General features: G+C 45.6%; 23 protein-coding genes. 12 read left to right on the top strand and 11 right to left on the bottom strand.

All coding sequences use genetic code 11. The features are described from left to right. Window positions 1-227: 227 nt before the first annotated feature. The 8 genes from IKG78_RS20365 to IKG78_RS10020 form a co-directional block, all read right to left on the bottom strand. Window positions 228-365, bottom strand: a complete 138-nt coding sequence (locus IKG78_RS20365) for a type II toxin-antitoxin system RelE/ParE family toxin (protein WP_366075181.1) — start codon at window positions 363-365, stop codon at window positions 228-230. A gap of 110 nt (window positions 366-475) precedes the next feature. Continuing rightward, entirely contained in the window at window positions 476-721 is a 246-nt protein-coding gene (locus tag IKG78_RS10050) for a type II toxin-antitoxin system prevent-host-death family antitoxin (RefSeq protein ID WP_290942941.1), read from the bottom strand. Between the two features lie 122 nt (window positions 722-843). Next, window positions 844-2550, bottom strand: a complete 1707-nt coding sequence (locus IKG78_RS10045; protein ID WP_290942938.1) for a beta-galactosidase — start codon at window positions 2548-2550, stop codon at window positions 844-846. Between the two features lie 31 nt (window positions 2551-2581). Continuing rightward, on the bottom strand, window positions 2582-4360 hold the full coding sequence (locus IKG78_RS10040; protein ID WP_290942936.1) for a hypothetical protein: 1779 nt from the start codon (window positions 4358-4360) through the stop codon (window positions 2582-2584). A 60-nt stretch (window positions 4361-4420) separates the two neighbouring features. After that, window positions 4421-5014 carry a class I SAM-dependent methyltransferase gene (locus tag IKG78_RS10035; protein WP_290942934.1) on the bottom strand — a complete coding sequence of 198 codons (594 nt, stop codon included), beginning with the start codon at window positions 5012-5014 and terminating at the stop codon, window positions 4421-4423. Between the two features lie 155 nt (window positions 5015-5169). Then, window positions 5170-6603 (bottom strand): ATP-binding protein, encoded by a 1434-nt coding sequence (locus IKG78_RS10030; protein ID WP_290942932.1) that lies wholly within the window; start codon window positions 6601-6603, stop codon window positions 5170-5172. Window positions 6604-6795: 192 nt separating this feature from the next. Further along, window positions 6796-7803, bottom strand: coding sequence for an FISUMP domain-containing protein (locus IKG78_RS10025; protein WP_290942930.1), 1008 nt, complete (start codon window positions 7801-7803; stop codon window positions 6796-6798). 121 nt (window positions 7804-7924) lie between these two features. Further along, window positions 7925-8092 (bottom strand): hypothetical protein, encoded by a 168-nt coding sequence (locus IKG78_RS10020; RefSeq protein ID WP_290942928.1) that lies wholly within the window; start codon window positions 8090-8092, stop codon window positions 7925-7927. Between the two features lie 43 nt (window positions 8093-8135). Here IKG78_RS10020 and IKG78_RS10015 point away from each other — a divergent pair, with 43 nt between their 5' ends. Then, entirely contained in the window at window positions 8136-8924 is a 789-nt protein-coding gene (locus IKG78_RS10015) for a ZIP family metal transporter (protein WP_290942926.1), read from the top strand. Between the two features lie 123 nt (window positions 8925-9047). Continuing rightward, entirely contained in the window at window positions 9048-10472 is a 1425-nt protein-coding gene (locus IKG78_RS10010; protein WP_290942924.1) for an ATP-binding protein, read from the top strand. Window positions 10473-10564: 92 nt separating this feature from the next. Here IKG78_RS10010 and IKG78_RS10005 read toward each other — a convergent pair whose 3' ends face one another. Beyond that, entirely contained in the window at window positions 10565-11053 is a 489-nt protein-coding gene (locus IKG78_RS10005) for a GNAT family N-acetyltransferase (protein WP_290942922.1), read from the bottom strand. Window positions 11054-11160: 107 nt separating this feature from the next. Between IKG78_RS10005 and bioA the strand changes: the two genes are divergently transcribed. Further along, window positions 11161-12492 carry an adenosylmethionine--8-amino-7-oxononanoate transaminase gene (gene bioA / locus IKG78_RS10000; RefSeq protein WP_290942921.1) on the top strand — a complete coding sequence of 444 codons (1332 nt, stop codon included), beginning with the start codon at window positions 11161-11163 and terminating at the stop codon, window positions 12490-12492. Window positions 12493-12499: 7 nt separating this feature from the next. On the opposite strand, the gene IKG78_RS09995 is transcribed toward bioA, so the two are convergent. Next, entirely contained in the window at window positions 12500-13813 is a 1314-nt protein-coding gene (locus IKG78_RS09995; protein WP_290942919.1) for a GGDEF domain-containing protein, read from the bottom strand. A gap of 108 nt (window positions 13814-13921) precedes the next feature. On the opposite strand from IKG78_RS09995, the gene IKG78_RS09990 reads away from it, so the two are divergent. From IKG78_RS09990 to bioD, 3 genes are all read left to right on the top strand, one after another. Beyond that, window positions 13922-14737 carry a 6-carboxyhexanoate--CoA ligase gene (locus tag IKG78_RS09990; protein ID WP_290942943.1) on the top strand — a complete coding sequence of 272 codons (816 nt, stop codon included), beginning with the start codon at window positions 13922-13924 and terminating at the stop codon, window positions 14735-14737. Window positions 14738-14866: 129 nt separating this feature from the next. Beyond that, window positions 14867-16084 (top strand): 8-amino-7-oxononanoate synthase, encoded by a 1218-nt coding sequence (bioF, locus tag IKG78_RS09985; RefSeq protein ID WP_290942917.1) that lies wholly within the window; start codon window positions 14867-14869, stop codon window positions 16082-16084. 63 nt (window positions 16085-16147) lie between these two features. Next, window positions 16148-16840: a dethiobiotin synthase gene (gene bioD / locus IKG78_RS09980; RefSeq protein WP_290942915.1), complete on the top strand. Its 693-nt coding sequence runs from the start codon at window positions 16148-16150 to the stop codon at window positions 16838-16840. 71 nt (window positions 16841-16911) lie between these two features. On the opposite strand, the gene IKG78_RS09975 is transcribed toward bioD, so the two are convergent. After that, a complete protein-coding gene (locus IKG78_RS09975) occupies window positions 16912-17805 on the bottom strand; it encodes a LysR family transcriptional regulator (protein ID WP_290942913.1) in 894 nt (297 codons plus the stop codon). Between the two features lie 183 nt (window positions 17806-17988). On the opposite strand from IKG78_RS09975, the gene IKG78_RS09970 reads away from it, so the two are divergent. From IKG78_RS09970 to IKG78_RS09945, 6 genes are all read left to right on the top strand, one after another. Then, window positions 17989-19107, top strand: coding sequence for an ATP-binding protein (locus tag IKG78_RS09970; RefSeq protein ID WP_290942910.1), 1119 nt, complete (start codon window positions 17989-17991; stop codon window positions 19105-19107). Window positions 19108-19109: 2 nt separating this feature from the next. Next, window positions 19110-19283, top strand: a complete 174-nt coding sequence (locus tag IKG78_RS09965) for a hypothetical protein (protein WP_290942908.1) — start codon at window positions 19110-19112, stop codon at window positions 19281-19283. 26 nt (window positions 19284-19309) lie between these two features. Next, window positions 19310-19744: an SEC-C metal-binding domain-containing protein gene (locus tag IKG78_RS09960; protein ID WP_290942906.1), complete on the top strand. Its 435-nt coding sequence runs from the start codon at window positions 19310-19312 to the stop codon at window positions 19742-19744. Window positions 19745-19909: 165 nt separating this feature from the next. Beyond that, complete coding sequence (locus IKG78_RS09955; protein WP_290942904.1) at window positions 19910-21169, top strand: DUF4143 domain-containing protein; 1260 nt, start codon at window positions 19910-19912, stop codon at window positions 21167-21169. Between the two features lie 227 nt (window positions 21170-21396). Further along, the gene (locus IKG78_RS09950; protein ID WP_290942901.1) at window positions 21397-21936 is read left to right on the top strand and encodes a flavodoxin family protein; all 540 of its coding nucleotides are present in this window, start codon (window positions 21397-21399) and stop codon (window positions 21934-21936) included. Window positions 21937-22044: 108 nt separating this feature from the next. Then, a partial coding sequence (locus tag IKG78_RS09945; RefSeq protein ID WP_290942899.1) for an alpha/beta hydrolase occupies window positions 22045-22471 on the top strand: 427 nt, incomplete at its 3' end.

The following is a 22471-nucleotide window of genomic DNA, read 5'->3' as shown; positions in this document are numbered from 1 at the left end:
TTCCCAACACGAATAACGAAATGGAATCGCTGTTTTCATGGCTGAAGCGTAAGCTGAACATTCATAACGGAATGTCGTTGGAAAGGCGAAAAATGCTAATTGAGAGACTTTTTTATGCGCGCAAGCCAAGCAGATAAAGGCTTGCGGACGATTTCAGGTACCCAAATGTCATATAATCAAAAAGTACCTGTTTTCAGGTACCTTTTTGTCATATAGACCGGCGTTTTTTAAGAAGCTTCAATTCGATAGAAGACTAAATAGCCGGATACAGATAAACTTCTATACCGTGCAAGAGAATCGATTTTACCTTTTAAAGACGGACCAATTTCTGGGAAAACAGCAAGATTGTCGATTGCATCAAAGATTTCAAAGACCTACCCATTCGCCGCTTTAGGGCTGCCCAGTTCAGACTCCATGTAAGCCTTGATTTCGTCCAAATCCGCAGAGGCCTTTGGCGAAAAAACGACAGCAGCATCTATACCTCGTATTTTTTTCGCACGTCGGCAGCCGAAAGCCAACCGCCCTGTTCAGCGGAACGTTCGCCATCGGCAAGAGCCTTCTGAAGCTTCAAAGCCGCAACCATCCGTTCATATTCCTTGATATCGATGACAACATAGCATCCACGACCGTTTTTGGTCAAAAATACAGGGGAATCTTCAGACACATTCTGAAGGACCTCGTTATAATTCCGCAAATCTGAGACAGGCAAGATACAAGGCATAAGAAACCTCCACATTCAAAATACATAATTTTAAGTAAAATTTCAAGTAGAATTTTAAGAAGCCTTATTTATTTCAACAAAAGTCATAGAACTTTTGTAAAAGCCCGCAAAAAGACCACCCCCTACCGTTTCAGCAGCAGCTTCTTGTTTTCCTGAATTCCATCATTGTCAAAACGCACGGTCGGATTCTTGCCGTTCTTGAAATCGCCTTCGCTTTCGTAGAGCGAGAGTGCAACCGTTACGCCGGGCAACTTCGCGACGTATGTCTCCCCAGCAGCAACCTTGTACGTGAACGAAAATTTTTGCGAACTCGCATCCTTGAACGTTCCCTTGGGAATGCGGACCGTCTCGCCGATTTGTGCGAGCGCCGTCCCTAAACTATCGACGAATTCAGCCACCAAATACACATCAAAGAAACAAGGGGCAACGCCGGTGTTCTTGACAGTAATGTTCAGCGTGTTCGTCGCATTCTCGGAATCTTCTACAGTAACCAACTCAGCATCCGAAACGGTAAAGTTATAGCCGATAACTTTAGTCATAGAATCCGCAAGAGCCTTGTTGTCCTTGTAGAAATTGTAACCGCAGTCATCGAAATCCTGATCCAGCACGTAATAGGTCAAATGCGCAGTCCGAATCGCATCCACCCAACGCTCCGGCGTCCATTTTAGATAACCCCCAGGAATCTGGTCGGTATAAGTCAACATAATAGCATAACTTCCGCAATTTTCGGCAACAGTCGGCATATTCGCCTTGTAAGCACGCACCAGAGAATCCGCAGTTCCAGGAATGCCAATAAGGCAATCATCGCGTTTGGTAATGCCGAGACTGAGTGCATACGTATAAACGTCACCATAACCGTCAGAAGGCAATACCAACAAAGTTTTCTTGAATACCGAAGCGTAATGTTTCAGCATATCCTTCTGAATTTCAACAGAAGGCATTTCGCTGCCGTCCAAATTCGAAGTGTGCCATTCGCCCCACTCGCCGAAAGAGCGAATATCGATATATTCAATTCGCGGATCGCCATCGTATTTTGCAGCCAAAGCCGTCGCAAAATCCTTTGCAGCCTGCAAATAAATCGGATCGTCCCAAACGGGAACTACCGCTCGGTAGCCTTCCCCTTTTAAAGTGGCCGTTCCCTTTTTCGCTCCCATTTCATAAACAAATTTCGGAGTCCAATCGTACTTTTCTTCAGGCGTATCATTACTTTGTATAGGCGAGGGCGTATAAGGAAAAACTCGCAAAGCATAGCCCATGTTGTGTTTCGCAAGTACATCCAGCAACTCATCCAGCTCCGTCCAATCATATACACCTTTTGCAGGATTTAATTTGTTCCACTGTTGATACCCAGAACCATAAGTCACCAAATCCCACGCCCTGTTGTTCAAAGAACCGTAAGGACCATATTCAAATTCTGGTGAAAAAGTCCATGTGGCCTCAGTCGGGACTGTAAAGCCCTTATGCGGATTGGTCAACGGACCGTCAAAAGGTTTGAGGGCGTAAACAATTTTCGATGTATCAGCATTTTCCACCGCCAAGGTGTCTTTTTTGTCATTGCGAGAACTCGAAGAGTTCGCGGCAATCCACAACGAGCTCGACGAGGTGGTCACATTCCACGACGAACTACAGGAGCTTAACTTTTCTGACGAACCGGCCACATTGTCATTGCGAGAACTCGAAGAGTTCGCGGCAATCCATGAAGAATTCGATTCACTAACAGCACTGCTTTCCCCACTCACAGGAGCAGCACTATTTTCGTCGCCGCAAGCAATGAAGTTCGCACACACAAAGCAAGCTATAATCGAAAGAAATTTTTTTAATAGACGCATCGTATTGAATATACTCTTTTTTCAGAAACGTTTACCGTTTCAGCAACAGCTTTTTGTTTTCATGAATCCCGTCATTGTCAAAACGGACGGTCGGATTCTTGCCGTTCTTAAAATCGTCTTCACTTTCGTAGAGCGAGAGTGCAACCGTTACGCCGGGCAATTTCGCGACACTAGCCTCCCCTGTTGCAACTTTGTACTTAAACGAAAATTTTTGCAAACTTCCGTCCTTAAACGTTCCCTTAGGAATGCGAACCGTCTCGCCGATTTGAGCGAGTGCCTTGCCTGTACTATCGACAAATTCCGCCACCAAATACACATCAAAGAAACACGGGGCAACGCCGGTGTTCTTGACCGTAATGCCCAACGTACTCGTAGTATTCTTGGAATCCGTAATAGTCGTTAGTTCCGCGTTCGCAACAGTAAAATTGTACCCAATAACCTTGCTCATGGAATCCGCAAGAGTCTTGTTTTCCTTGTAGAAATTATAGCCGCAATCGCTATCTTGATCCAAAACGTAATAAGTCAGGTGAGCCGTGGTAATCGCATCCACCCAACGCTGCGGAGTCCACTTGAGGTAGCCTCCGGGAATCACGTCGGTGTATTCCAGCATCGTCTTATAACCGGCCATATTCTCGGCAATGGTAGGCAAATTCGCCTCGTAGGCTCGCCGCAACGAATCCGGCCTGCCGGGAGTACCGATGAACCCGTCGTCACGCTTGGTAATGCCGAGTTCAAGCGCATGCGTATAGACATCGCCAAAACCGTTAGATGGCAGAACCAACTGGGTTTTCTTAAACAGGGATGCGTAATAGTCCAGCATGTCGATCAACACCGAATAGGCTGGCATTTCGCTCCCCAATATGTGAGACGTGTGCCATTCGCCCCATTCGCCAAAGGTGCGAATGTCAATGTATTCTATGCGCGGATCGCCATCGTATTTTTCGGCCAGAGCCTTTGCAAACTCCTTTGCAGCCCAAATATAGACGGAATCATCCCAGACCGGAGCGTATGCATGGTACTCTGTCCCACGCAAGTCAATCTGTATCTTCTTCGCTCCCATTTCATAGACAAAAGGCGGAGTCCAATCATATTCCTCTTGGGGCGGAAAATCGCTCTTGATAAAGGATGGCGTGTACGGTAACACGCGCAAGGCATAGCCCATGTTGTGCTCGGCGAGAGCGTTCAAAAGCTTTTCCAATTCCGTCCAGTCATAAACGCCCTTTGCCGGATTCAATTTATTCCACTGCTGATAACCGGAGCCGTATGAAATTAAGTCCCACGCCTTGTTGTTCAGGGAACCATAGGGGCCGTATTCAAACTCCGGCACAAACACCCACGCACCACCCGTCGGGACTGTAAAGCCCTTGTGCGGATTAGAAAGCGGGCCGTCGAAAGGTTTGAGGGAGTAAGTTATTTTCGTGGTGGAACTAGCAGAAGCACTGGATCCCGTCTGTTCCCCTACGCTTCGCTCCGAGGATGACGAGCTCCAAGATGACGATGAAGAGGTCTTAGCCCCCCTTGAAGAACTGAACGCATTGTCATTGCGAGAACTCGAAGAGTTCGCGGCAATCCACAACGAGTTCGACGAAGTGGTCTCATTCCACGATGAACTACAGGAGCTTAGCATTTCTGACGAACCGGCCACATTGTCATTGCGAGAACTAGAAGAGTTCGCGGCAATCCACGACGAGCTCGATTCTTTAACGACTCCACTTTCGCCACTCACAGGAGCAGCACCATTTTCGTCACCGCAGGCAACGAATCCGACAGCCGCAAAAATAAACAAATAACATAAAATCAAACGATTCATCCCCCACTCCTTATCACAGAATCGGTCAGTTTATGTTAATATATCTTTTTTTAGAGAAAACTATTCGCACTCCACGTACGCTAAATCAATTCTGCCCTTAATAATGCAATCTTTCGTTATCGTCCAGCCGTTCGCATTCAAAAAAGACTTGTATTCGCGTTCCGTCCATTCATGCGCAAAGCGAACCCCGACAAGGCTCAGCAATTTTTGCCACAAGTTTCTTTTGCCGCCTTCGCGGAATATAAAATTCGGAGCAACAAGCACGCCACCATTTTTCAAGACGCGACGGATTTCCGCCAACGCCTTTTCTGGATTCGGAATGATATGCAACGCATTCGCAATCACAACGACATCAAAAGAATCATCCTCAAAACGTAACGATGTCGCATCAGCCACTTCGAAATGTACGTTCTCTGGATTTTTCGCCTTGCGAGCCGTTTCAATCATCTTCGGTGCAAAATCAGTCGCAATCACGGATGATGCCGATGGAGCAATATGGCGAGCAATCATCCCCGGCCCTGTCGCCAGTTCAAGCACAACCTTCCCTTTCGACACCTCGCCAATTTGTTTATACATATAATCGTAGATATTCTTCTGCGAACGCATCGTAAACTCGTAAATCGGCGCAAAAACATTCCAAACATTCAAGCTCATAAAATTACGCCTCGCAACCGCGAGAACACTCCCTTTTTACTTTAAAGACAATTTTAATTTTCACAAATATACACTCGCGACCACTCTACGACCACTCCAATCGGACGCATTTTTCAACAAAACCAATGCGTTATAATTTACCAAATGTAGGCTTTTTAGGGTAGATTTGGCAAATTATACAAGCTATCCAATGTAATGGATTTAGGAATTTGTCTAGCACAGGAATTGTTCTTGAGTCCTTGAGCCGTCACAAATGTGAGCATCGGAGATTTACGAGTTTTGGTGATTTCCTTGAATCGACCAATTTTTTCCAGAAGTTCGTTTAAATACTCCTGTTTAACCTCATAAGGAGTCGTAGAAAACCTCATTTCGCAAATATTGATAACATTGTCGATTCTATCTATCAAAAGATCGAATTGTATGCCTCCATCTTTACCCGTATATGTCCAGCTGCACGGAGTACTTTCAATTCCAGAAATTCCAAGAGCACTCAAAATTTGCGGATAGTGTTGCATACAAAGCATTTCAAAAGCATAGCCACACCAATTATTATATTCCGGTTTTCCTTGAATTTGCATCCAATGATTAAGTCGGCCTTTTGGACGCTTTGCCAAGAACCTAAAATGAAAAAGCGTGTAAAAATCAACTAGTTGAATCAACTCATCTTTTGTCTTTTTGCCGAAAGGACTGTAACGCCTAATGAATCCGCAATTTTCGAGGTCATCCAAAGCCTTGGAAACGGCCCCACTACTTTCAATGGATAATTCTTCAATCAATGCGTTTCTAGTCATGCCCATTTTCTTTTGGGCAAGAGCTTCTACAATAGCAATATATTTCTCAGAATTGCGGAATAGAGCATGGTACAAATTTTGGAATTCATTGCGCAGCTCCCCATCTTCACTGAACAAGAGCCTATCTACATTCTGCGCAAGGCTTTCACCGTTATCTAGATGTTTCAAGTAATACGGAACGCCTCCAAACACCATATAAAACAGGGCGATTTCAAAACGGTCCATAGAAAAGTTCTTCGCCTTCAAAAATTCTTCATATTCTAGAAGCGTAAAGGGAGAAAGCTTTATCTGGTGTGTTACACGATTGTGCAAACCGCCCCTATTATTGATGAGTTTATTCATCATCCAAGAAGTGGCCGAACCGCAAACAATCAATTTTACAGCAGGATCATCGGATGCCCAAGAGTTCCAAAAATGTTCCAAGGCACTCACAAAATCTGACCGAGCCGTATCAAACCACGGGAGTTCATCAATAAAAATAATCTTTTTGTTTTTACGAACGCTTGACAATTCATCTCGCAAGAGCGCAAAAGCTTCAAACCAGTTTTTTACAGATACCTTCTTAGAAAAATATTGAAAAAAGGCATCTGCAAAATTATTCAGTTGTCTTTTAAAATCAGAATTAGCAAGTCCCGTCATGTAAAAAGAAAAATCCTTTTGAAAGAGACTCTTTACAAGGTACGTCTTACCTACACGCCTACGTCCATAAACAGCGATGAATTCAGCATCATCACTATCTATAAACTTATTCAACAAGTCAATTTCGCGTTTTCGACCAACAATCAGTTTTTCAGTCATGGCAGCTCCTATACTTTTCCAAATATATATAAAATTATGCAGATTTGGAAAAATATAAGCCATAATTTACCAAATGTAGGCTTTTTATGGTAGATTTGGCAAATTATAATCAAACCATGCATTAGAAAAGGACGCTTGGCGAGCGTCCTTTTGAATTTTCTAAAGCCAACAGATTAAATGACGGCAAATTTTTTAGTCCTTAACGCAACGAATTGAATATCCGTTCGTCTTGCCTTTATACAAAAAATTATTCTCTAAATTCGTTCCTATCACCACACCAATAGCGGTTTCAGCACTATCATCCGAAGCACTCCAAAAATATCCCAATGAACCAAGTTCATCAAAAACCATCTCAAATCCATCATAACCATAATAGCCGGATTTTTGAGCAGAGAAGCCAAACTTGTCTTCCCTTCCAAGGCGTTCATCTTTCTGCATCAAAGCGTCCCAGCTTTTCCCTACCGTTTCATACAATTTTTTCCATTCCAATGATTCAGGCAAATGCCAGCCCGAAGGGCAAATTCCGCGAACAGGGCGTTTTGAAGAGCACTTTTTTTCACTACCACATCCTTTCCCATTCTTTGAAAATTTCCCGGCACTATCCATCGCTACAGACCAAGTATATAAACGACCATACTTAGCACATTTTTCTTTATCATCATTATAGCACCAAGAACGCCCACGTAAACTCGGATAATTCGCGCTATCAGCATAATTCAAGTTTTCCGCCATCCACACTTGGTCACCAATTTTCACAACTTTATACGCATGTCCGTCTCTTGAATCCGTAATTGTTTCCGACCTGCTTGCAATATCATCAAGCCGTTGCTGTTCCTTTTTTTCTTCAGCACGAAGAGCTTCCTCTTTCTGTTTTTTTCGTTCAGCATCACGAACTTCACGCTCTTTTTTCCTACGTTCTTTGTCTGCAGCAACTTCCTCTTTTGTTTTGCAACGTTGAGGTTTCTTTTCATAGGCTTCATTTTCATTCACGCAAAAATAGACAATGTTCGTATTGTAACAGTCGGTCAACTCCGAACCATCATCACATGAATAAAAACATGTAGGCACTTGCCGATACAAGCCCCTTTTGTTAAAAACACATTTCAGAGGATCTGTTCCAACTGGATTTTTAGCCAAAGCCAAATCTGCAAACAAGAATACAATTCCTAGAATAAGCATGTTCATTTTCGTCTTTTTCATTTTATCATCCCTTTTGAAATTAAATTTTTCGAGTGTTTTTAGAGTGCCTTTTTAGAGCGTCTTTTTATCTTGCGACTGCAAGTAAAGATAGTCAGCCCAAGCTTTTTCAGAGAATGCAATTTTACTCATTTTCCATGGACTCCAATTCTTCCATGGTTTTCACAACGACCTTTCCAGAATTCAGTTCTTCCGCACTTTCTTTCAAAAACGCCATGTTTTTGGCGTTGTAAGCAGCCTGAGGTTCGCGAATTTCAAACGGAATCTTATGTTCGTTGATAACGTTTTTCATAGACCAAATCGAATAAAATATTAAATTGTAGAAAGGCAGAAATATGAACCAACCTATTTTACCCATTATCCAAGGTCTAACCATCCCGTTTCTAGGGACGGTTCTCGGTGCCGCCTGCGTATTCTTTATCCGTGGGCAGATGAAACAGAACCTCAAGCGAGGTCTCCTTGCGTTTGCAGCAGGAGTCATGGTTGCAGCCTCCGTCTGGAGCTTGCTCCTCCCAGCTATCGAGGCGAGCGAACATTTGGGTAAATTAGCATTCGCCCCTGCCGCAGTAGGGTTCTGGGCTGGCATTTTGTTCTTGTTCATTTTGGACAAAATCACACCGCATTTGCATTTGGGCAGCAAAACGCCCGAAGGCCCGAGAGCAAAACTCAAACGCACCACGATGCTCACGCTCGCCGTGACGCTCCATAACCTTCCCGAAGGCATGGCCGTTGGCATCGTCTTTGCAGGCTGGCTTTCCGGGAACGTCGCCATCACGCTCTCCGCAGCATTCGCACTTTCCATCGGCATTGCCATCCAGAACTTTCCCGAAGGTGCTGTCGTCTCGCTTCCGCTAAAAGCCGAAGGTGCGTCTCGCAAAAAAGCATTCGCACTCGGAGCACTCTCCGGAGCCGTTGAACCCATTGGCGCACTAATCACCTTAATCGCCGCCGAAATTCTTTCGCCGTTCATGCCGTACTTGCTCTCGTTTGCCGCAGGCGCAATGATTTACGTTGTCGTAGAAGAAATGCTCCCCGAAGTGAGCGAAGGGGACCACTTTGACGCAGGCACAATCCTCTTTGCCGTCGGCTTCACGCTCATGATGGCGTTGGACAGCGCACTGTAGAAAAACGGATAATCGGGCTAAAGTTGCAATTTTTCATCAACTTTAGCCCATAAATACCACATTAGAGGGCTAAAATTGCAATTTTTTGTTGATTTTAGCCCACTAATAATGTATTTTACAATTATGAACATTATTGGAAGACTCAAAGAAATAAGAGAGCTTGACTATATTTACAAGTCCGGCAAGCCCGAATTCATCGCCCTATATGGCCGTCGCAGAGTTGGCAAGACTTACCTGATCGATCAAAAATACGGTAACGAATTCGCATTCAAGGTTACCGGAATAATAGACGGCACAAAGCAAGAACAAATATCCAGCTTCGTGCAAGCCCTGCGTGAAATCGGCTATCAAGGGAAAATGCCCGAATCATGGCTCGACGCTTTTTTCCAGCTACAAGAGCTTTTAAGTTTGAAAATCCCAAAAAACAAACGCAGTATCATCTTTATCGACGAACTCCCCTGCTTTGATACACCAAAATCAGGTTTTATAAAAGCTTTGGGGCACTTTTGGAACAACTGGTGTACAACCCATCCCGAAATCATGCTGATTGTCTGCGGAAGCGCCACCACTTGGATGATAAAGAATCTAATAGATTCGCACGGAGGCTTGCACAACCGTATTACGCATGAATTTCACATTCGTCCATTCACCTTGTCCGAAACAGAAAAATACCTCGAAGCAAGAGGAATTTCATGGGACAGGCTTTCCATTTTACAAATTTACATGGCCTTAGGAGGTATCCCTTACTACCTCGATTTACTGCAAGTAGGAGAAAGTTCAGTACAAAGTATTGATAGACTTTTCTTTTCAGACGACGCAAAACTTCGACATGAATTTAAAAGACTTTTCAATTCTCTTTTCAGGAACCCCGAGAGGCATATTTCTATTATAAATGCACTTTGCAAAAAGAAATCTGGGCTAACCCGAGAAGAAATCGCTTCTGAATTAAAAATTCAGAACAACGGGCATCTAAGCAAAATTCTTGAAGACCTCATACAATGCGACTTCGTACGTTATTACCGCACCCGAGGCAATAAAATCAAAAAAAATAGCGGATTTTTTCAGCTTATTGACTTTTTCGTGATTTTCCACAACCATTTCAACAGCAAAACGACCGACGTTCACTACTGGAGCAACCACATCAACACGCCCCCAGTTAGTTCCTGGATGGGACTTGCATTTGAACGAGTTTGTTATTCGCATATTGAACAAATCAAAAAAGCATTGGGAATTGATAAAATCGCAACAGAATACTACTGTTGGCGATATCAAAACGATGACAAAAGAGCGCAAGTCGATCTAATTATAGAACGAGCCGATCGAGTATTCAATGTTTGCGAAATCAAATATAGCGATCACGAATATTCTCTGCAAAAAGACGAAGATTTAAAAATTCGAAATCACGTTGGGGCATTTAAAGAAGAAATAGCGAAAAAGCATACAACAATTCCTACATTAATAACGACGTTTGGACTCAAACAAAATTCATACGCATCCACAATTCCTGTAACAATTTCTCTTGACGATTTGTTCGCCGAAATTGAATAATTGGTACAGCCACATTTCCAACAAACATCTTATTAACTCTAAAGTTATTTACTCCAGAGTTAATATAAACCTTTGTACTAAAATCAATTGCTTTACAGCTCAATATAATGCGGAATGATATCTTCGTAGTTCCCGTCTTTGAGCAAGAAGCCTTTGGGGATCACGCCGAGCTGGGTGAAGCCTAGCTTTTTGTACAACTTCAGTGCAGATGAATTCGTAGCAACAACCGCATTGAACTGCAAAATCCTGAAGCCAATTTCCTTAGCTTTTGCAAGGCAATCCTTCACGAGGAATTCACCGATATGCTGGCCGCGTTTATTCTTCTTGACAGCATAGCTCGCATTCGAAATGTGCCCACAACGCCCGACGTTATTCGGGTGAAGAATGTACAGCCCAACTACTTCGCCAGAATCAGCATCAATAGCGATGCCCGTAAACGACTGCGACATGAAAAATACGTCTCCCGTCTGCGAGTCAAGCGTTTCCATCTGCGGAAACGCGATTCCGTCTTCGACAATATCGTTCCAAATTTCAATGGCGTCGTTGATATACTTTTCGCTGTAGGGTTCGATTTTGAGCATGATTTTTACCACTTTTTTAACTGGGAAATGCACCTTCGAGCATCTTTTTTATGGTGGAGAATATATAAAATTTGCCATAGCGTAGAGATTTCTATATTTGGCCGCAAATGAAAAAGCTACTTGATTTCGACAGCGAGCATTTGTGGCATCCGTATGCGGCGCTGAAAAATACTCCGGCCAGATTCCTTGCGAAATCCGCTCATGGAACGACGATTGAAACGGCTGATGGATTGAAATTGATTGATGCCGTATCGAGTTGGTGGTGCATGGCACATGGGCATAACGCCCCTGAAATTGTCGAAGCAATTCAGAAACAGAGCGAAAAGATGTGCCATGTGATGTTCGGCGGTTTTACGCACGAACCTGCGATTGAACTGGGCGAAAAGTTGGTGAATTTTTTGCCGGAAGGTCTCAACAAGATTTTCTTTGCGGATTCGGGAAGTATCGCCGTAGAATGCAGTGCAAAAATGGCAGTGCAGTACCAGCATTCGCAAGGCCGCCCGGAACGTTGCAAGTTGGTCGCCTTGAAGGGCGGCTACCACGGCGATACGGCAGGCGCAATGGCACTTTCAGACCCTGACGGAATGCATACACTTTTCCGTGGAATTATGCCGCACCATTATTTTGCTGAACGCCCGAACTGCCGCTTTGACGAGGCTTGGAATCCGGCGGATTTCGCTTCGATGGAACGCGTCGTCGAAGAACATAAGGATGAAATCGCAGCCGTGATTTGCGAACCCGTATTTCAGGGCGGAAACGGCATGTGGCTTTATAACGCAGGCTACTTGAAATCACTCCGCGAACTTTGCGACCGTTACGGGATCTTATTGATTTTGGACGAAATCGCTTCGGGCTTTTACCGCACGGGACCGCGTTTTGCGATGATGCATACTGCCGAAAAGGACTGCGCCGACTTTGTAAAGCCGGATATTATGTGCATCGGCAAGGCTCTCACGGGCGGAAGCATTACGATGGCCGCTTGCGTCGCATCCGAGAAGGTCGCCGAAACAATTACGAACAGCAAGATTCCCGCATTTATGCACGGTCCCACTTATATGGCGAATCCTTTGGCTTGTGCCGCAGGAATCGCTTCGCTTACCCTGTTCGAAAACCGCAATTACGAGGAGAACGTCGCACGGATTGAAAAACGCTTGAAGCAAAATTTTGAGCCGCTCCGTACGCTTGAAAATGCAGCGGACGTGCGTGTGCTGGGAGCAATCGGAGTCTTGGAACTCAAAGCGAAACCTTCAGCGGACGATATTCTGCGCGTGATTCGCGAAACCGGCGTGTGGCTCAGACCGTTCTGCAATTACGTCTATACGATGCCTCCGCTCATTACAACGGATTCTGAAATCGACCGCATCTGCGAAGCGATTAAGATGATTGGCGAATGTGAACCCGCTCCTGTCGTAGAAGGCGAAGACGAATTCCACGAGTAAATACAACTTAAATTTTTTCTTCAAACGGAACTAAGGTAACGCAGTTCCGTTTTTTCTTGGACACGTAGAGAGCCTTGTCGGCAAAAGAGAGCATGTCCGAAACAGTTCCGTCCCCGAATGTTCCGCCGAAGCTCATCGTCAACTGTACATTCGGGTAATCTTGCAGTTTAATTTTTTCTGCCAAAGCACGCATCTGTTCAAGTCTGATTTTCAGTGTTTCATGACTGATATCCTTGAACGAGATTAAGAATTCATCACCACCATAACGCACGACGCGGTCCAAGCTACGAACAGATGAATTCAGTATCGACGCCACGGCAGCAAGGGCAGCATCGCCACACTGGTGACCGTAATTGTCATTAACATCTTTGAAAAAATCGATATCAGCCATTACAACGGCTTGAGAATTACGCGATGCTAGTTTATCATCAAAATACTTACGATTCATCACTTGTGTCAACGAATCCTTGTAGATTTTATCATTTATTTCCGCGATTTCGTTCGTTTTATCGGTAAAGCCGAATACGGTTGTTTCTTCGCCAGTTCGCACAACCTTCATCTCAACATACTGACCGAGTTCATTGTGAAATATTTTTGATAAACTGCCACCGACGTGCAAGTATTCTTTAATATAGGACTCATCAGCCACTTTCCGGACACTATCCCGATCCTCTTCATGAACAGACGTATTGATAAGTTTTTCAACAAGAGCCTTGAACAGAGGCGGTTCATTCATGAAGCTAAGTACATTCTTGATTCGATCGCTAACGCGGAAAAATTCCACCTTTTCAGTTACAAAATCAACCCCGACAACGGAGTCATATCCGTTCATGAGAGCATTGATCATATTTTGTTGTTTACGATTCTGCTCCAAGAGTTCTTTCTCTTGTTCCAACTTTGTCATTTGAGCATTCACATTTTCGACAAGGTACAGGACTCGACGTAGAGGCTTTTCATCGCCAATGCGTACAAACATCGCCTTGCTCCAGCCGTGAATCTTTCCATGAAAAATTTCTGAAATAACATTTGCGTTTTTCATGCGTTCTGGCAACGTTGAAAGGGTCGTAAAGATCTTGATGGATCTAACACTTTCTGGGCACGCCAGGTTCACCATGATATTGGTAAGACTTTCTTGTAGCGTGTTGCCGCCTTTCATAAACTTATCGATGAATTCATTAGTCTTGATAGGAAAAGCGGTTTTATCCTCAAGATCAAGTACATGCATCGAAATATACAGTTCAGTTGTGGCGTAAGTTATAGCTGTGAAAAACTCCGCAGAGTCCACAGGAAAGTCTGCTATAAATTTTTTGTAATTGTCCATAACCGTTACCAAGAAAAATCATTACTCCCGTTACCTGTAAAAATATATTCATTTCAATGAAAACGACAATACCATTTTCTAAATTGTGGCACGCAAATGAAGGCTCTTATGGATTATTACAGTTTAAAAATGCGAGCTTCGCAGCAAATTGACGAAGGCGAACAGAAACACGAACAGCATATTTCCGGTGCAGAACGCATCGTGAGCCGCGATTCCGTAGAAGCGGTGTGTACGGCGATGGTGCGCCGTGCGATGAATCATTCCAAGGGCGACCCGGATTTTATCAACGTGAAAATCGAAAAGGTTCACGAAAGCGACATCCAAATTTTGAAGGCATTGCCTGTAACGCGGATTGATGTGGAAACGTGGCAGGAAGGACTGGAGAAGGCGTTTGGATTGGTTAGTAAAGCTGTGATGGATGTTCATAAAGAAAGTTCCCTGAGCGTGCCGAAGGGAACGAGTGAAAATGCCTGCCTTCAAAACTTCGCCACAAATTTGCCAGAACTCCTGCGGGCAACGTTCCCGATGCGTGGTGCAATGCTGTACGATATTGCGACGGGCGAACGACTAGAACCTAACCACGAACGCGGCGTGCGAGCGACTTATATGGACGCTCTACATTCGAGCGAAGTCGATGGCGGCAAAAATCATTTTAACGAAGCGATTGTACTTGCAACCAAAGTAGCGAACGCCCCGGGAATGGTCGCAGAATTTTGCGTGAGCGATGACCCGAATTACGTGACAGGCTATGTCGCAAGCAAGGAACTCGGTTATGTGCGCATCATGAAAATGAAGGAAATGGGCGACGAAAACGGAGGCCGCATATTCCTATTTGATTCACGCAATGCCTCCGCCGAAGAATGCATCGAATACTTGCAAAAGAAAAAAGTTTTGGTGGATGTCTCCGCGAGTCATCCTGAGTGAAATAAGTGAATGTAAAAAATGAATTGTGTCATCCTGAGCGTGGTTCGGCAGGCTCACCAACCTTGTAAGGTCCCTGAGCTTGTCGAAGGGCCGCAAGGTTCGAAGGAGCAGGATCCAGGGCAGAATAGCATGAACAAACAAATCTTAGACTCTTTTACAAAAGACGCGTTAGAGGCAGCACGTGCGAACAATACTTATCGTTCGATGCGTTTGATGGAAACGCCAGAATCGTCGCACGTTAAAATCCGTACAGCAAACGGAGTTTCGCAAGAACAAATTCTGTTGGCATCTAATTCATACTTGGACCTCGCAAACATTGATGAACTCAAGCAGGCGATGGCTCAGGCAGTTCTTGAATGGGGAACAGGTAGCGGCGGCGCTCGACTTACAACGGGCAACAAGATGCCGCATCAAGAGCTTGAAGAATTTATCGCAAAATTCAAGGGCGAAGAATCCGCCATTACGTTCAATACAGGCTATATGGCAAATGTTGGCACGATTTCATCATTGTGCGGCAAGAACGACTTTATCTTTAGCGACGAACTGAACCACGCAAGCATTATCGACGGGATTCGACTTTCCCGTGCCAAGTGCTTTGTCTATAAACACAATGACATGGCAGATTTGCGGCGTGTAATTCAAGAAGCAGAAAAGTCTCGTACGTATGCACCCACATCGCCAATTCCTCATAAACTCATCGTGACGGATGCCGTTTTCAGTATGGACGGCGACCTCGCGAATTTGCCGGAACTTTTGCGTATCGCAAAAGAAAATGATTGTCTCTTGATGATTGACGAAGCTCACGCCACAGGCGTACTCGGCAAAACAGGACGCGGACTTGCCGAACATTACGGCTGTGCTCACGCCGATGTAACTGTCGGGACTTTGAGCAAAGCAGTCGCAGCCGAAGGCGGATTCGTAGCAGGTCCAAAGCAATTGACGGAATTCCTAAAAAACAAATCTCGCAGCTTTATTTTCACGACAGCGATGGCTCCTGCCGTTGCAGCAGCCGCTTGCAACAACTTGCGTTACATCGATGCGCATCCTGAACGCGTTCAAGCATTGCGCGATAACGTAAAATTTTTCTACGAATCCTTAAAACGCGAAGGCGTGAACGTTGAGCAATCACCATCTGCAATTGTTCCAATTGTCATCGGTGACGAAGCAAAAGCGATGCAAGTTTCTGCAAAACTTCAGGAACTGGGAATCCTAATTCCCGCGATTCGCTATCCGACAGTAGCCAAGGGGCAAGCCCGCCTGCGTGCAAGCCTGATGGCCACGCATACAAAAGAACAACTACAAACCGCTGCCAGCGTCATGGCGGACTTGATCCGCCATCTAGACTGATGTCTTCTGCCGCCTTGGCTTCAGAATTCCTAACCACTAATCACTAACCACTGTTTACTCTTTATGTCCAAAGGATATTTCGTTACAGCTACCGGAACAGATGTCGGCAAAACATTCATTACCGCTCTCCTCGTAAAAAAGTGGCGCGATTCCGGCATCGTTGCAGGTTACTACAAGGCGGCCCTCAGCGGCGCAGAACTCCGCGACGGCAAATGGGTCGCCGGTGACGCCGACTATGTGAAAAACATTGCAAATCTTCCCGATACGCAAGAACAGCTCGTGAGCTATGTCTATAAAGAGGCTGTCTCTCCGCATCTCGCAGCCCGCAAAGAAGGAAATCCCGTGGAGTTGACGAAGGTCAAAGCCGATTTTGATGCGGCTTGCGCTCGCCACGAGTTTATTTTTGCCGAAGGCAGCGGGGGAATCATTTGCCCCATCCGCTATGATGTCGGCGCAATTTCTTCTGGCGACAAATCTCAAAAGATTTTCCTCGAAGACATTATCAAGACCGTGAATCTCCCGATTCTCGTGGTAACGACGGCGGCTCTCGGCTCCATTAACGCTTGCGTGCTCACCGTAGAATACGCCCGCAGCCGCGGCCTCGATGTCCGTGGGCTCATCGTAAACCGCTACGGCTCTAGCGGCAACCTAGAAATGGAAGACGACAACATCCGCATGATGCAAGACTTGACAGGCCTCGAAATCCTTGCGAAAGTCAAAGACGGCGACACCGATTTAGGTGTACAACCGTTTTAAACCTTAATAGAATGTGATTCCAGTTCCGCCTTCTGTCATTGCGAGGAGCGTAGCGACGTGGCAATCTCTAATCACTTTTCTAATTCCGCTTTTAAAGACTTCAGGAACTGCGCGGCGGGTTTGCTGAACACGGGATTCTTTTTCCAGACGACCACAAGACCGCTGGTACGTTCGGGAGAAATGCGCACGAACGCAAAGGGACTGTCTTTCCCGGTGTTTATCAGGCGTTCAAGCGTGAGGGCGGCACCCATTCCTTGTTCTACACAGACTGCAGCATTGTATATAAGGTTGTAAGTGCCGACAATGTTTAGCGATTTCAAGTCTCGCCCGAGCCAACCCGTGAATTCTCGGGAATCAAGTGTTTGTCGTGAAACTAACAGCGGAATGTTCGCAAAATCGCGGGCGATTATCTTCGATTTCTTCGCAAGCGGATGATCCTTGCGCAACAGTAGTCCCCATGAGTCTCGGTCGGGGAGCGTCAGGTATTCGTATTTTGTTTTGTCGACGGGCTCTACCAATAACCCGAAATCAATCAAGCCTCGGTCCAGTTTCTCGGTTACATCTTCCGCATTTCCGCTAGAAATGTTCAGGCAGATTTTCGGATATTGTTTCTGCATTTGCTTGCAGGCATCCGCGATGGGCTTGAAACCTTGCGTTTCGCCTGCGCCGATATACACGTCACCCGCTATTTCTTCCTTACTCGATTCGGCAAATTCCTTTTGGGTGTGCTTCACGAGCTCCATGATTTCTTGCGCACGCTTCTTGAAACGCAGGCCCTCTTCGGTTAGCGTCGTCTTCTTGTTGCTGCGCACAAAGAGCTGTGCCCCGATTTCTTCTTCGAGTTCCTGCATCTGGCGCGAAAGCGTCGGCTGCGTCACAAAGAGCACATTGTTCGCCGCCTGAGAGAAACTTTCCTGTTCCGCCACTGCCAAAAAGTATTTAAGAGTCCGTAGTTCCATAGGCATAAATATATATTATTTATGCCTCAAAAGCATAAATGGTTGGTTTGGTACGCTTTTTAAGCCAATTTGGGCGAAATGAGGCCTTCCTTCTGGTACACAACCTTGTGGACCACAACTTTGTGTACTTTTTGGTGCACAATATTGTGTACCGACAAAAAATAATGTATATTATAGGCGGAGGTTCTTATGAACGACGCTTTTATATATGGTTATGCGGTCGAAGGCGAAAACTTTACGGATCGCGAAGCCGAGACCAAAAGGCTCAAGGCGAATTTTGAGCACGGGGTAAACACCTTGCTTATCTCCAATCGTCGTATCGGCAAGACCTCCCTGGTTCGCCATGTTGGCCGCTTGGTGAATCCGAAAAAGACCCTCGTCGTTTATTTGGACATCTTTGACTGCCGCAGCGAATACGATTTCTACAATAAACTTGCGACCGCGGTCTTGCAGCAGACTTCGTCAAAGATTGATTCTATCCTGCAAAATGCGAAGAATTTTTTGAGCCGGGTTTCGCCTAAAATCAGCATGGGGCCGGATCTGACGTCTGAATTTTCGCTTTCGCTGGGTATCACTCCGAAGGAGTATGCTCCCGAGCAGATTTTGGAATTGGCTGAAAATATTGCGAAAAAGCAAAAGAAACGTATTGTCGTTTGCATCGACGAGTTTCAACAGATTGGCGAATTTCCTGATTCGCTCTCTGTACAAAAACGGCTTCGTGGTGCATGGCAGTTGCAGCAGAATGTTTCGTATTGCCTGTTTGGCAGCAAAAAGCACTTGCTCACAAACATCTTCCAGAACAAGAGCATGCCTTTTTACCAGTTTGGCGATGCCATTTACTTGGGCGTCATTTCTACTGAAAATTGGGTTCCCTTTATTTGCGGTAAATTCAAAAAGCAGGGACTTCGCATTGATGAAGAGCAGGCTTCAAGAATTTGCAGCGAGGTGGAGAATTATTCTTCTTATGTGCAACAGCTTGCCTGGTTGGTAATGCTGCACACGGAGCGTGAGGTATCTTCAGAAATAATTGATGTTGCCATGAACGAACTCATCGCACAGAACTCAGCGCTCTTTATGCAGCAGACGGAAGGGCTTTCCAGCTACCAGATGAATATGCTCCGGGCGATTGCTGCGGGAATTCATAATGGTTTCCTGTCGCAGGAGGTGTTGGAAACCTATCGCCTCGGAACCAAGTCGAACATTCCTCGGATAAAGAAGGCTTTGATAGATCGAGATATAGTAGAACAGCGAGAAACGGGCCTCTATATCAGCGACCCCATATTCAACAAGTGGTTCAGAAGGTTTTAAAAATGAACATCAATTCTCTGCCGAAACACTACCGTAGTCGTTTGCTCCGTGAAACGAACTGCATCCACAAAGAACCGATTCCGTCACAGCACCTTGCAAAGCTTTTGAATGCTTGCCCAAAATATTCGAGAGTTTTGTCAAGTATTCCGGTGATTTTGAGTTTTCGCTATTCTTAGATCTTTGGCTCGATAAAAGCGCGAATATGCCTCCCTTTAAGGATATGTTCACGAAAGATTATCCTGCAAAATTCAACTTCCCAAACATTGACGAGCGCAAAATCCATCGCCCCTATAGGCCGACTAAAGAAGAATTTAACGAGTGGCTTGACTATACAGACGACATCAATGAAAACCTTGCGGAATTCAAGACAATCCGCGAACATTTTGAAAAATATTCGGATAAACCCGCCTTTGCTGATTTTGATGCGCATTGCCTCCTGGATGATTTGCGCATGGCTAAGGAACATTCTGCTGCAATTGTTGAAAGGTATCGTCGGCAAATCGGTTTTACCCGCATAGACATGGACAAGATTACGCCTATTATCAGCGCCGTTATGGAACTGAACAACAAGGCTGATCCTTGCCCTTGTGGCAGCGGGCTCAAGTACAAAAAGTGTTGCGGCAAAATTGTGAATTAAGGGCAAAAACACAGTCCCACCCAAGGTTCCAAAGTTGGTTGTGCGCCAAAACTTAAAATTTTTACAAAATCTTCACAATCTTGGGAATTTCCATTCAACAATCTTAGGAATAATTATTCAACAATCTTGGGAATTTTGTATATTTAGGTCAAAAAGAGGTTCGAAATGGACAATTATCGCCCCCGATACATCGAAAGCCAAATTGAGCGATTGCTTAAGTCCAGTAGCGCGGTTCTAGTCGCTGGGCCTAAATTTTGCGGGAAAACCACGACATGTCTTCGTATGTCAAAAAGCAATGTTCGCCTTGCTACACGCCGGAACATTGAACTGGCCCGAATGGAACCGCACAATACTCTCTTGGGCGAACAACCCAGGCTTATCGACGAGTGGCAGACCGTCCCCGAACTTTGGGACGAGGTCAGAGCATGGGCCGATGAGAATCCAGGTTTCGGACAGTTCATTCTGACAGGCAGTTCCACCCCTGCAGACAAAAGCCAGATTCACCATTCCGGCGCAGGTCGCATCGTGACGCTCCCCATGCGTCCCATGTCACTTTTTGAATCCGGCGATTCCACCGGATCCGTTTCGCTTGCGGAACTTTTTTCTAGTGATGCGCCCAATGTTTATGATACAAATGAAAAGCACTCCCTGAAAGACATGGCGTTCTACACCTGTCGCGGTGGCTGGCCCCTTTCGATTCTTGACGATCGAGAAGTTGCCCTCGATGTCACGGCAAACTATTACAACGGCCTATTTAATTTCGATACAAGCGAAAATGAAAAATTCCGCAACAAGAAACCCGAAGTTCTGCGGATGATTCTGCGCAGCTACGCCCGAAACATTTCTACCGAAGCCGCCTACAGGACAATCATTCAGGACATTATCGAATCGAATAACCGGACCATGGACACAAAGACCTTCGATGACTACTGGGATGCACTCAAGGATTTGTTCATCATCAGCGACATTGAAGCCTGGAACCCCAACCTCCGCAGCAAGGCTGTCGTGCGCACCACACCCACAAGGCATTTTGTCGACACATCCATCGCATGCCAGGCACTTGATATTTCTCCCGACGATTTAATGGCCGATTTAAAATTCTTCGGCCTATTCTTTGAGGATTTGGCGGTACGCGATCTGAGCATCTATGCGAGTCTGCTTGGCGGAACTGTTAAACATTACCGAGACAGTCGCGGACTGGAATGCGATGCGGTTGTCCATACCAGTAAGGGGAAATGGGGTGCCATTGAAATCAAACTTGGTGGCGACAAACTCATTGAAGAAGGTGTCGCAAACTTGAACAAACTAAGGGATGATATCAACGACCCGAACATGGCCTTTATGGCGATTGTCACCGCCACAGGCCCCGCATACCGGCGCAAAGACGGAATATGTGTCATTCCTCTAAATTGCTTGAGAGCGTAACTGCAGGATTGCTACGATATTCTGGCAGAAATGTTGCCATCCTATTGAATGCGTTAAAAATAACTTAAAGGCAGTGGTTTAACAATTACTTATTTGCTATACACTATATGCCTAAAAAGCATAGCAATCCATAGTAAATAAGTAATTGCTATTGCAAGGCGTTTTAGTTATATTATGAGCGTAAAGGGAGATGTCTGCGGGCATGACAATCCCGAAGGAAGATTATTATGAAAAACGTTCTAGTGATTTCGAGCAGTTTGCGTACCAAGAGCAATTCCGAGGCGATGGCGCAGGAATTTGCGAAGGGTGCGGTCGAGGCAGGCAACAAGGTGGAAGTCGTTTCGTTGCGCGGCAAGAAGATTGCCTTTTGCATGGGTTGCCTTGCTTGCCAAAAGAAAGGCAAGTGTGTCATCAAGGACGATGCAAATGCCATCACCGAGAAAATGAAGAAGGCTGAAGTCATCGTGTTCGCGACGCCGATTTACTATTACGAGATGAGCGGTCAGCTCAAGACGATGCTCGACCGCGCCAATTCCCTTTATACGAGCGATTTCAAGTTCCGCGAGATTTACTTGCTCGCTTCTGCTGCCGATACCGACAAGAAGGCGATGAACATCGCGAAGCGCGGCATCAGCGGATGGATTGCCTGTTTTGATGGCGTGAAATTCAAGGGCGGCATCTGCGCTACCGGTGCCGAGAATCCCGGCGATGTCAAGGAACGCGCTACACTTTTGAAGAAAGTGTACGTGATGGGAAGTAAAGTTTAATACAATGCTGTCATCCCCGCGAAAGCGGGGATCTCCTCTTGGAAAAGGAGGTGCCCGCTCGGAGGCGGGCATGACAAAATAAGTTGAAATTTTAAATAGGAGAAAATCATGAAATCCAAATTCTTGAAAGCGGCGTTCGCCGTGGTTTCCGCCTGCGCCCTGATGGCGTGCTGCCCCGAAAAAGACCCTTCGGCTGGTTCGACAGGCTCACCAACCTTATCAGGGACCTTGCCGACAACAAAGCAGGCAACAGAGACAGCCCCCGCAGCACAACAGACAAAGGAAGAAAATATGAACAAGCTTACGCTCACCGCCGAATGGGACAAGGTTTTCCCCAAGAGCGACAAGGTCGAACATTCCAAGGTCACTTTCAAGAATCATTTCGGCATTGAACTCGCCGCCGACATGTTCGTGCCCAAGGACACGAGCCTCAAGGTGAATGGCAAGTTCCCGGCGATCGCGGTCTCCGGCCCGTTCGGTGCCGTCAAGGAACAGTCCAGCGGCCTTTACGCCCAGCAGATGGCGGAACGCGGAT

The sequence above is a fragment of the Fibrobacter sp. genome (assembly GCF_017545445.1).
Classification (GTDB): domain Bacteria; phylum Fibrobacterota; class Fibrobacteria; order Fibrobacterales; family Fibrobacteraceae; genus Fibrobacter.
The sequence above is the reverse complement of the archived record's forward strand: the minus strand, read 5'-3'. Positions and strand labels throughout refer to the sequence as shown.

Coding starts and splice junctions, on each gene's coding strand:
- IKG78_RS10010 (WP_290942924.1), top strand. CDS start 9,048: ATGAACATTATTGGAAGACTCAAAGAAATAAGAGAGCTTGACTATATT.
- IKG78_RS10025 (WP_290942930.1), bottom strand. CDS start 7,803: ATGAAAAAGACGAAAATGAACATGCTTATTCTAGGAATTGTATTCTTG.
- IKG78_RS09970 (WP_290942910.1), top strand. CDS start 17,989: ATGAACGACGCTTTTATATATGGTTATGCGGTCGAAGGCGAAAACTTT.
- bioA (WP_290942921.1), top strand. CDS start 11,161: ATGAAAAAGCTACTTGATTTCGACAGCGAGCATTTGTGGCATCCGTAT.
- IKG78_RS09990 (WP_290942943.1), top strand. CDS start 13,922: ATGGATTATTACAGTTTAAAAATGCGAGCTTCGCAGCAAATTGACGAA.
- IKG78_RS09955 (WP_290942904.1), top strand. CDS start 19,910: ATGGACAATTATCGCCCCCGATACATCGAAAGCCAAATTGAGCGATTG.
- IKG78_RS10020 (WP_290942928.1), bottom strand. CDS start 8,092: ATGAAAAACGTTATCAACGAACATAAGATTCCGTTTGAAATTCGCGAA.
- IKG78_RS10040 (WP_290942936.1), bottom strand. CDS start 4,360: ATGAATCGTTTGATTTTATGTTATTTGTTTATTTTTGCGGCTGTCGGA.
- IKG78_RS09950 (WP_290942901.1), top strand. CDS start 21,397: ATGAAAAACGTTCTAGTGATTTCGAGCAGTTTGCGTACCAAGAGCAAT.
- IKG78_RS09995 (WP_290942919.1), bottom strand. CDS start 13,813: ATGGACAATTACAAAAAATTTATAGCAGACTTTCCTGTGGACTCTGCG.
- bioD (WP_290942915.1), top strand. CDS start 16,148: ATGTCCAAAGGATATTTCGTTACAGCTACCGGAACAGATGTCGGCAAA.
- IKG78_RS10015 (WP_290942926.1), top strand. CDS start 8,136: ATGAACCAACCTATTTTACCCATTATCCAAGGTCTAACCATCCCGTTT.
- IKG78_RS10005 (WP_290942922.1), bottom strand. CDS start 11,053: ATGCTCAAAATCGAACCCTACAGCGAAAAGTATATCAACGACGCCATT.
- IKG78_RS10045 (WP_290942938.1), bottom strand. CDS start 2,550: ATGCGTCTATTAAAAAAATTTCTTTCGATTATAGCTTGCTTTGTGTGT.
- bioF (WP_290942917.1), top strand. CDS start 14,867: ATGAACAAACAAATCTTAGACTCTTTTACAAAAGACGCGTTAGAGGCA.
- IKG78_RS09975 (WP_290942913.1), bottom strand. CDS start 17,805: ATGCCTATGGAACTACGGACTCTTAAATACTTTTTGGCAGTGGCGGAA.
- IKG78_RS10030 (WP_290942932.1), bottom strand. CDS start 6,603: ATGACTGAAAAACTGATTGTTGGTCGAAAACGCGAAATTGACTTGTTG.
- IKG78_RS09960 (WP_290942906.1), top strand. CDS start 19,310: ATGCCTCCCTTTAAGGATATGTTCACGAAAGATTATCCTGCAAAATTC.
- IKG78_RS10035 (WP_290942934.1), bottom strand. CDS start 5,014: ATGAGCTTGAATGTTTGGAATGTTTTTGCGCCGATTTACGAGTTTACG.
- IKG78_RS09965 (WP_290942908.1), top strand. CDS start 19,110: ATGAACATCAATTCTCTGCCGAAACACTACCGTAGTCGTTTGCTCCGT.
- IKG78_RS10050 (WP_290942941.1), bottom strand. CDS start 721: ATGCCTTGTATCTTGCCTGTCTCAGATTTGCGGAATTATAACGAGGTC.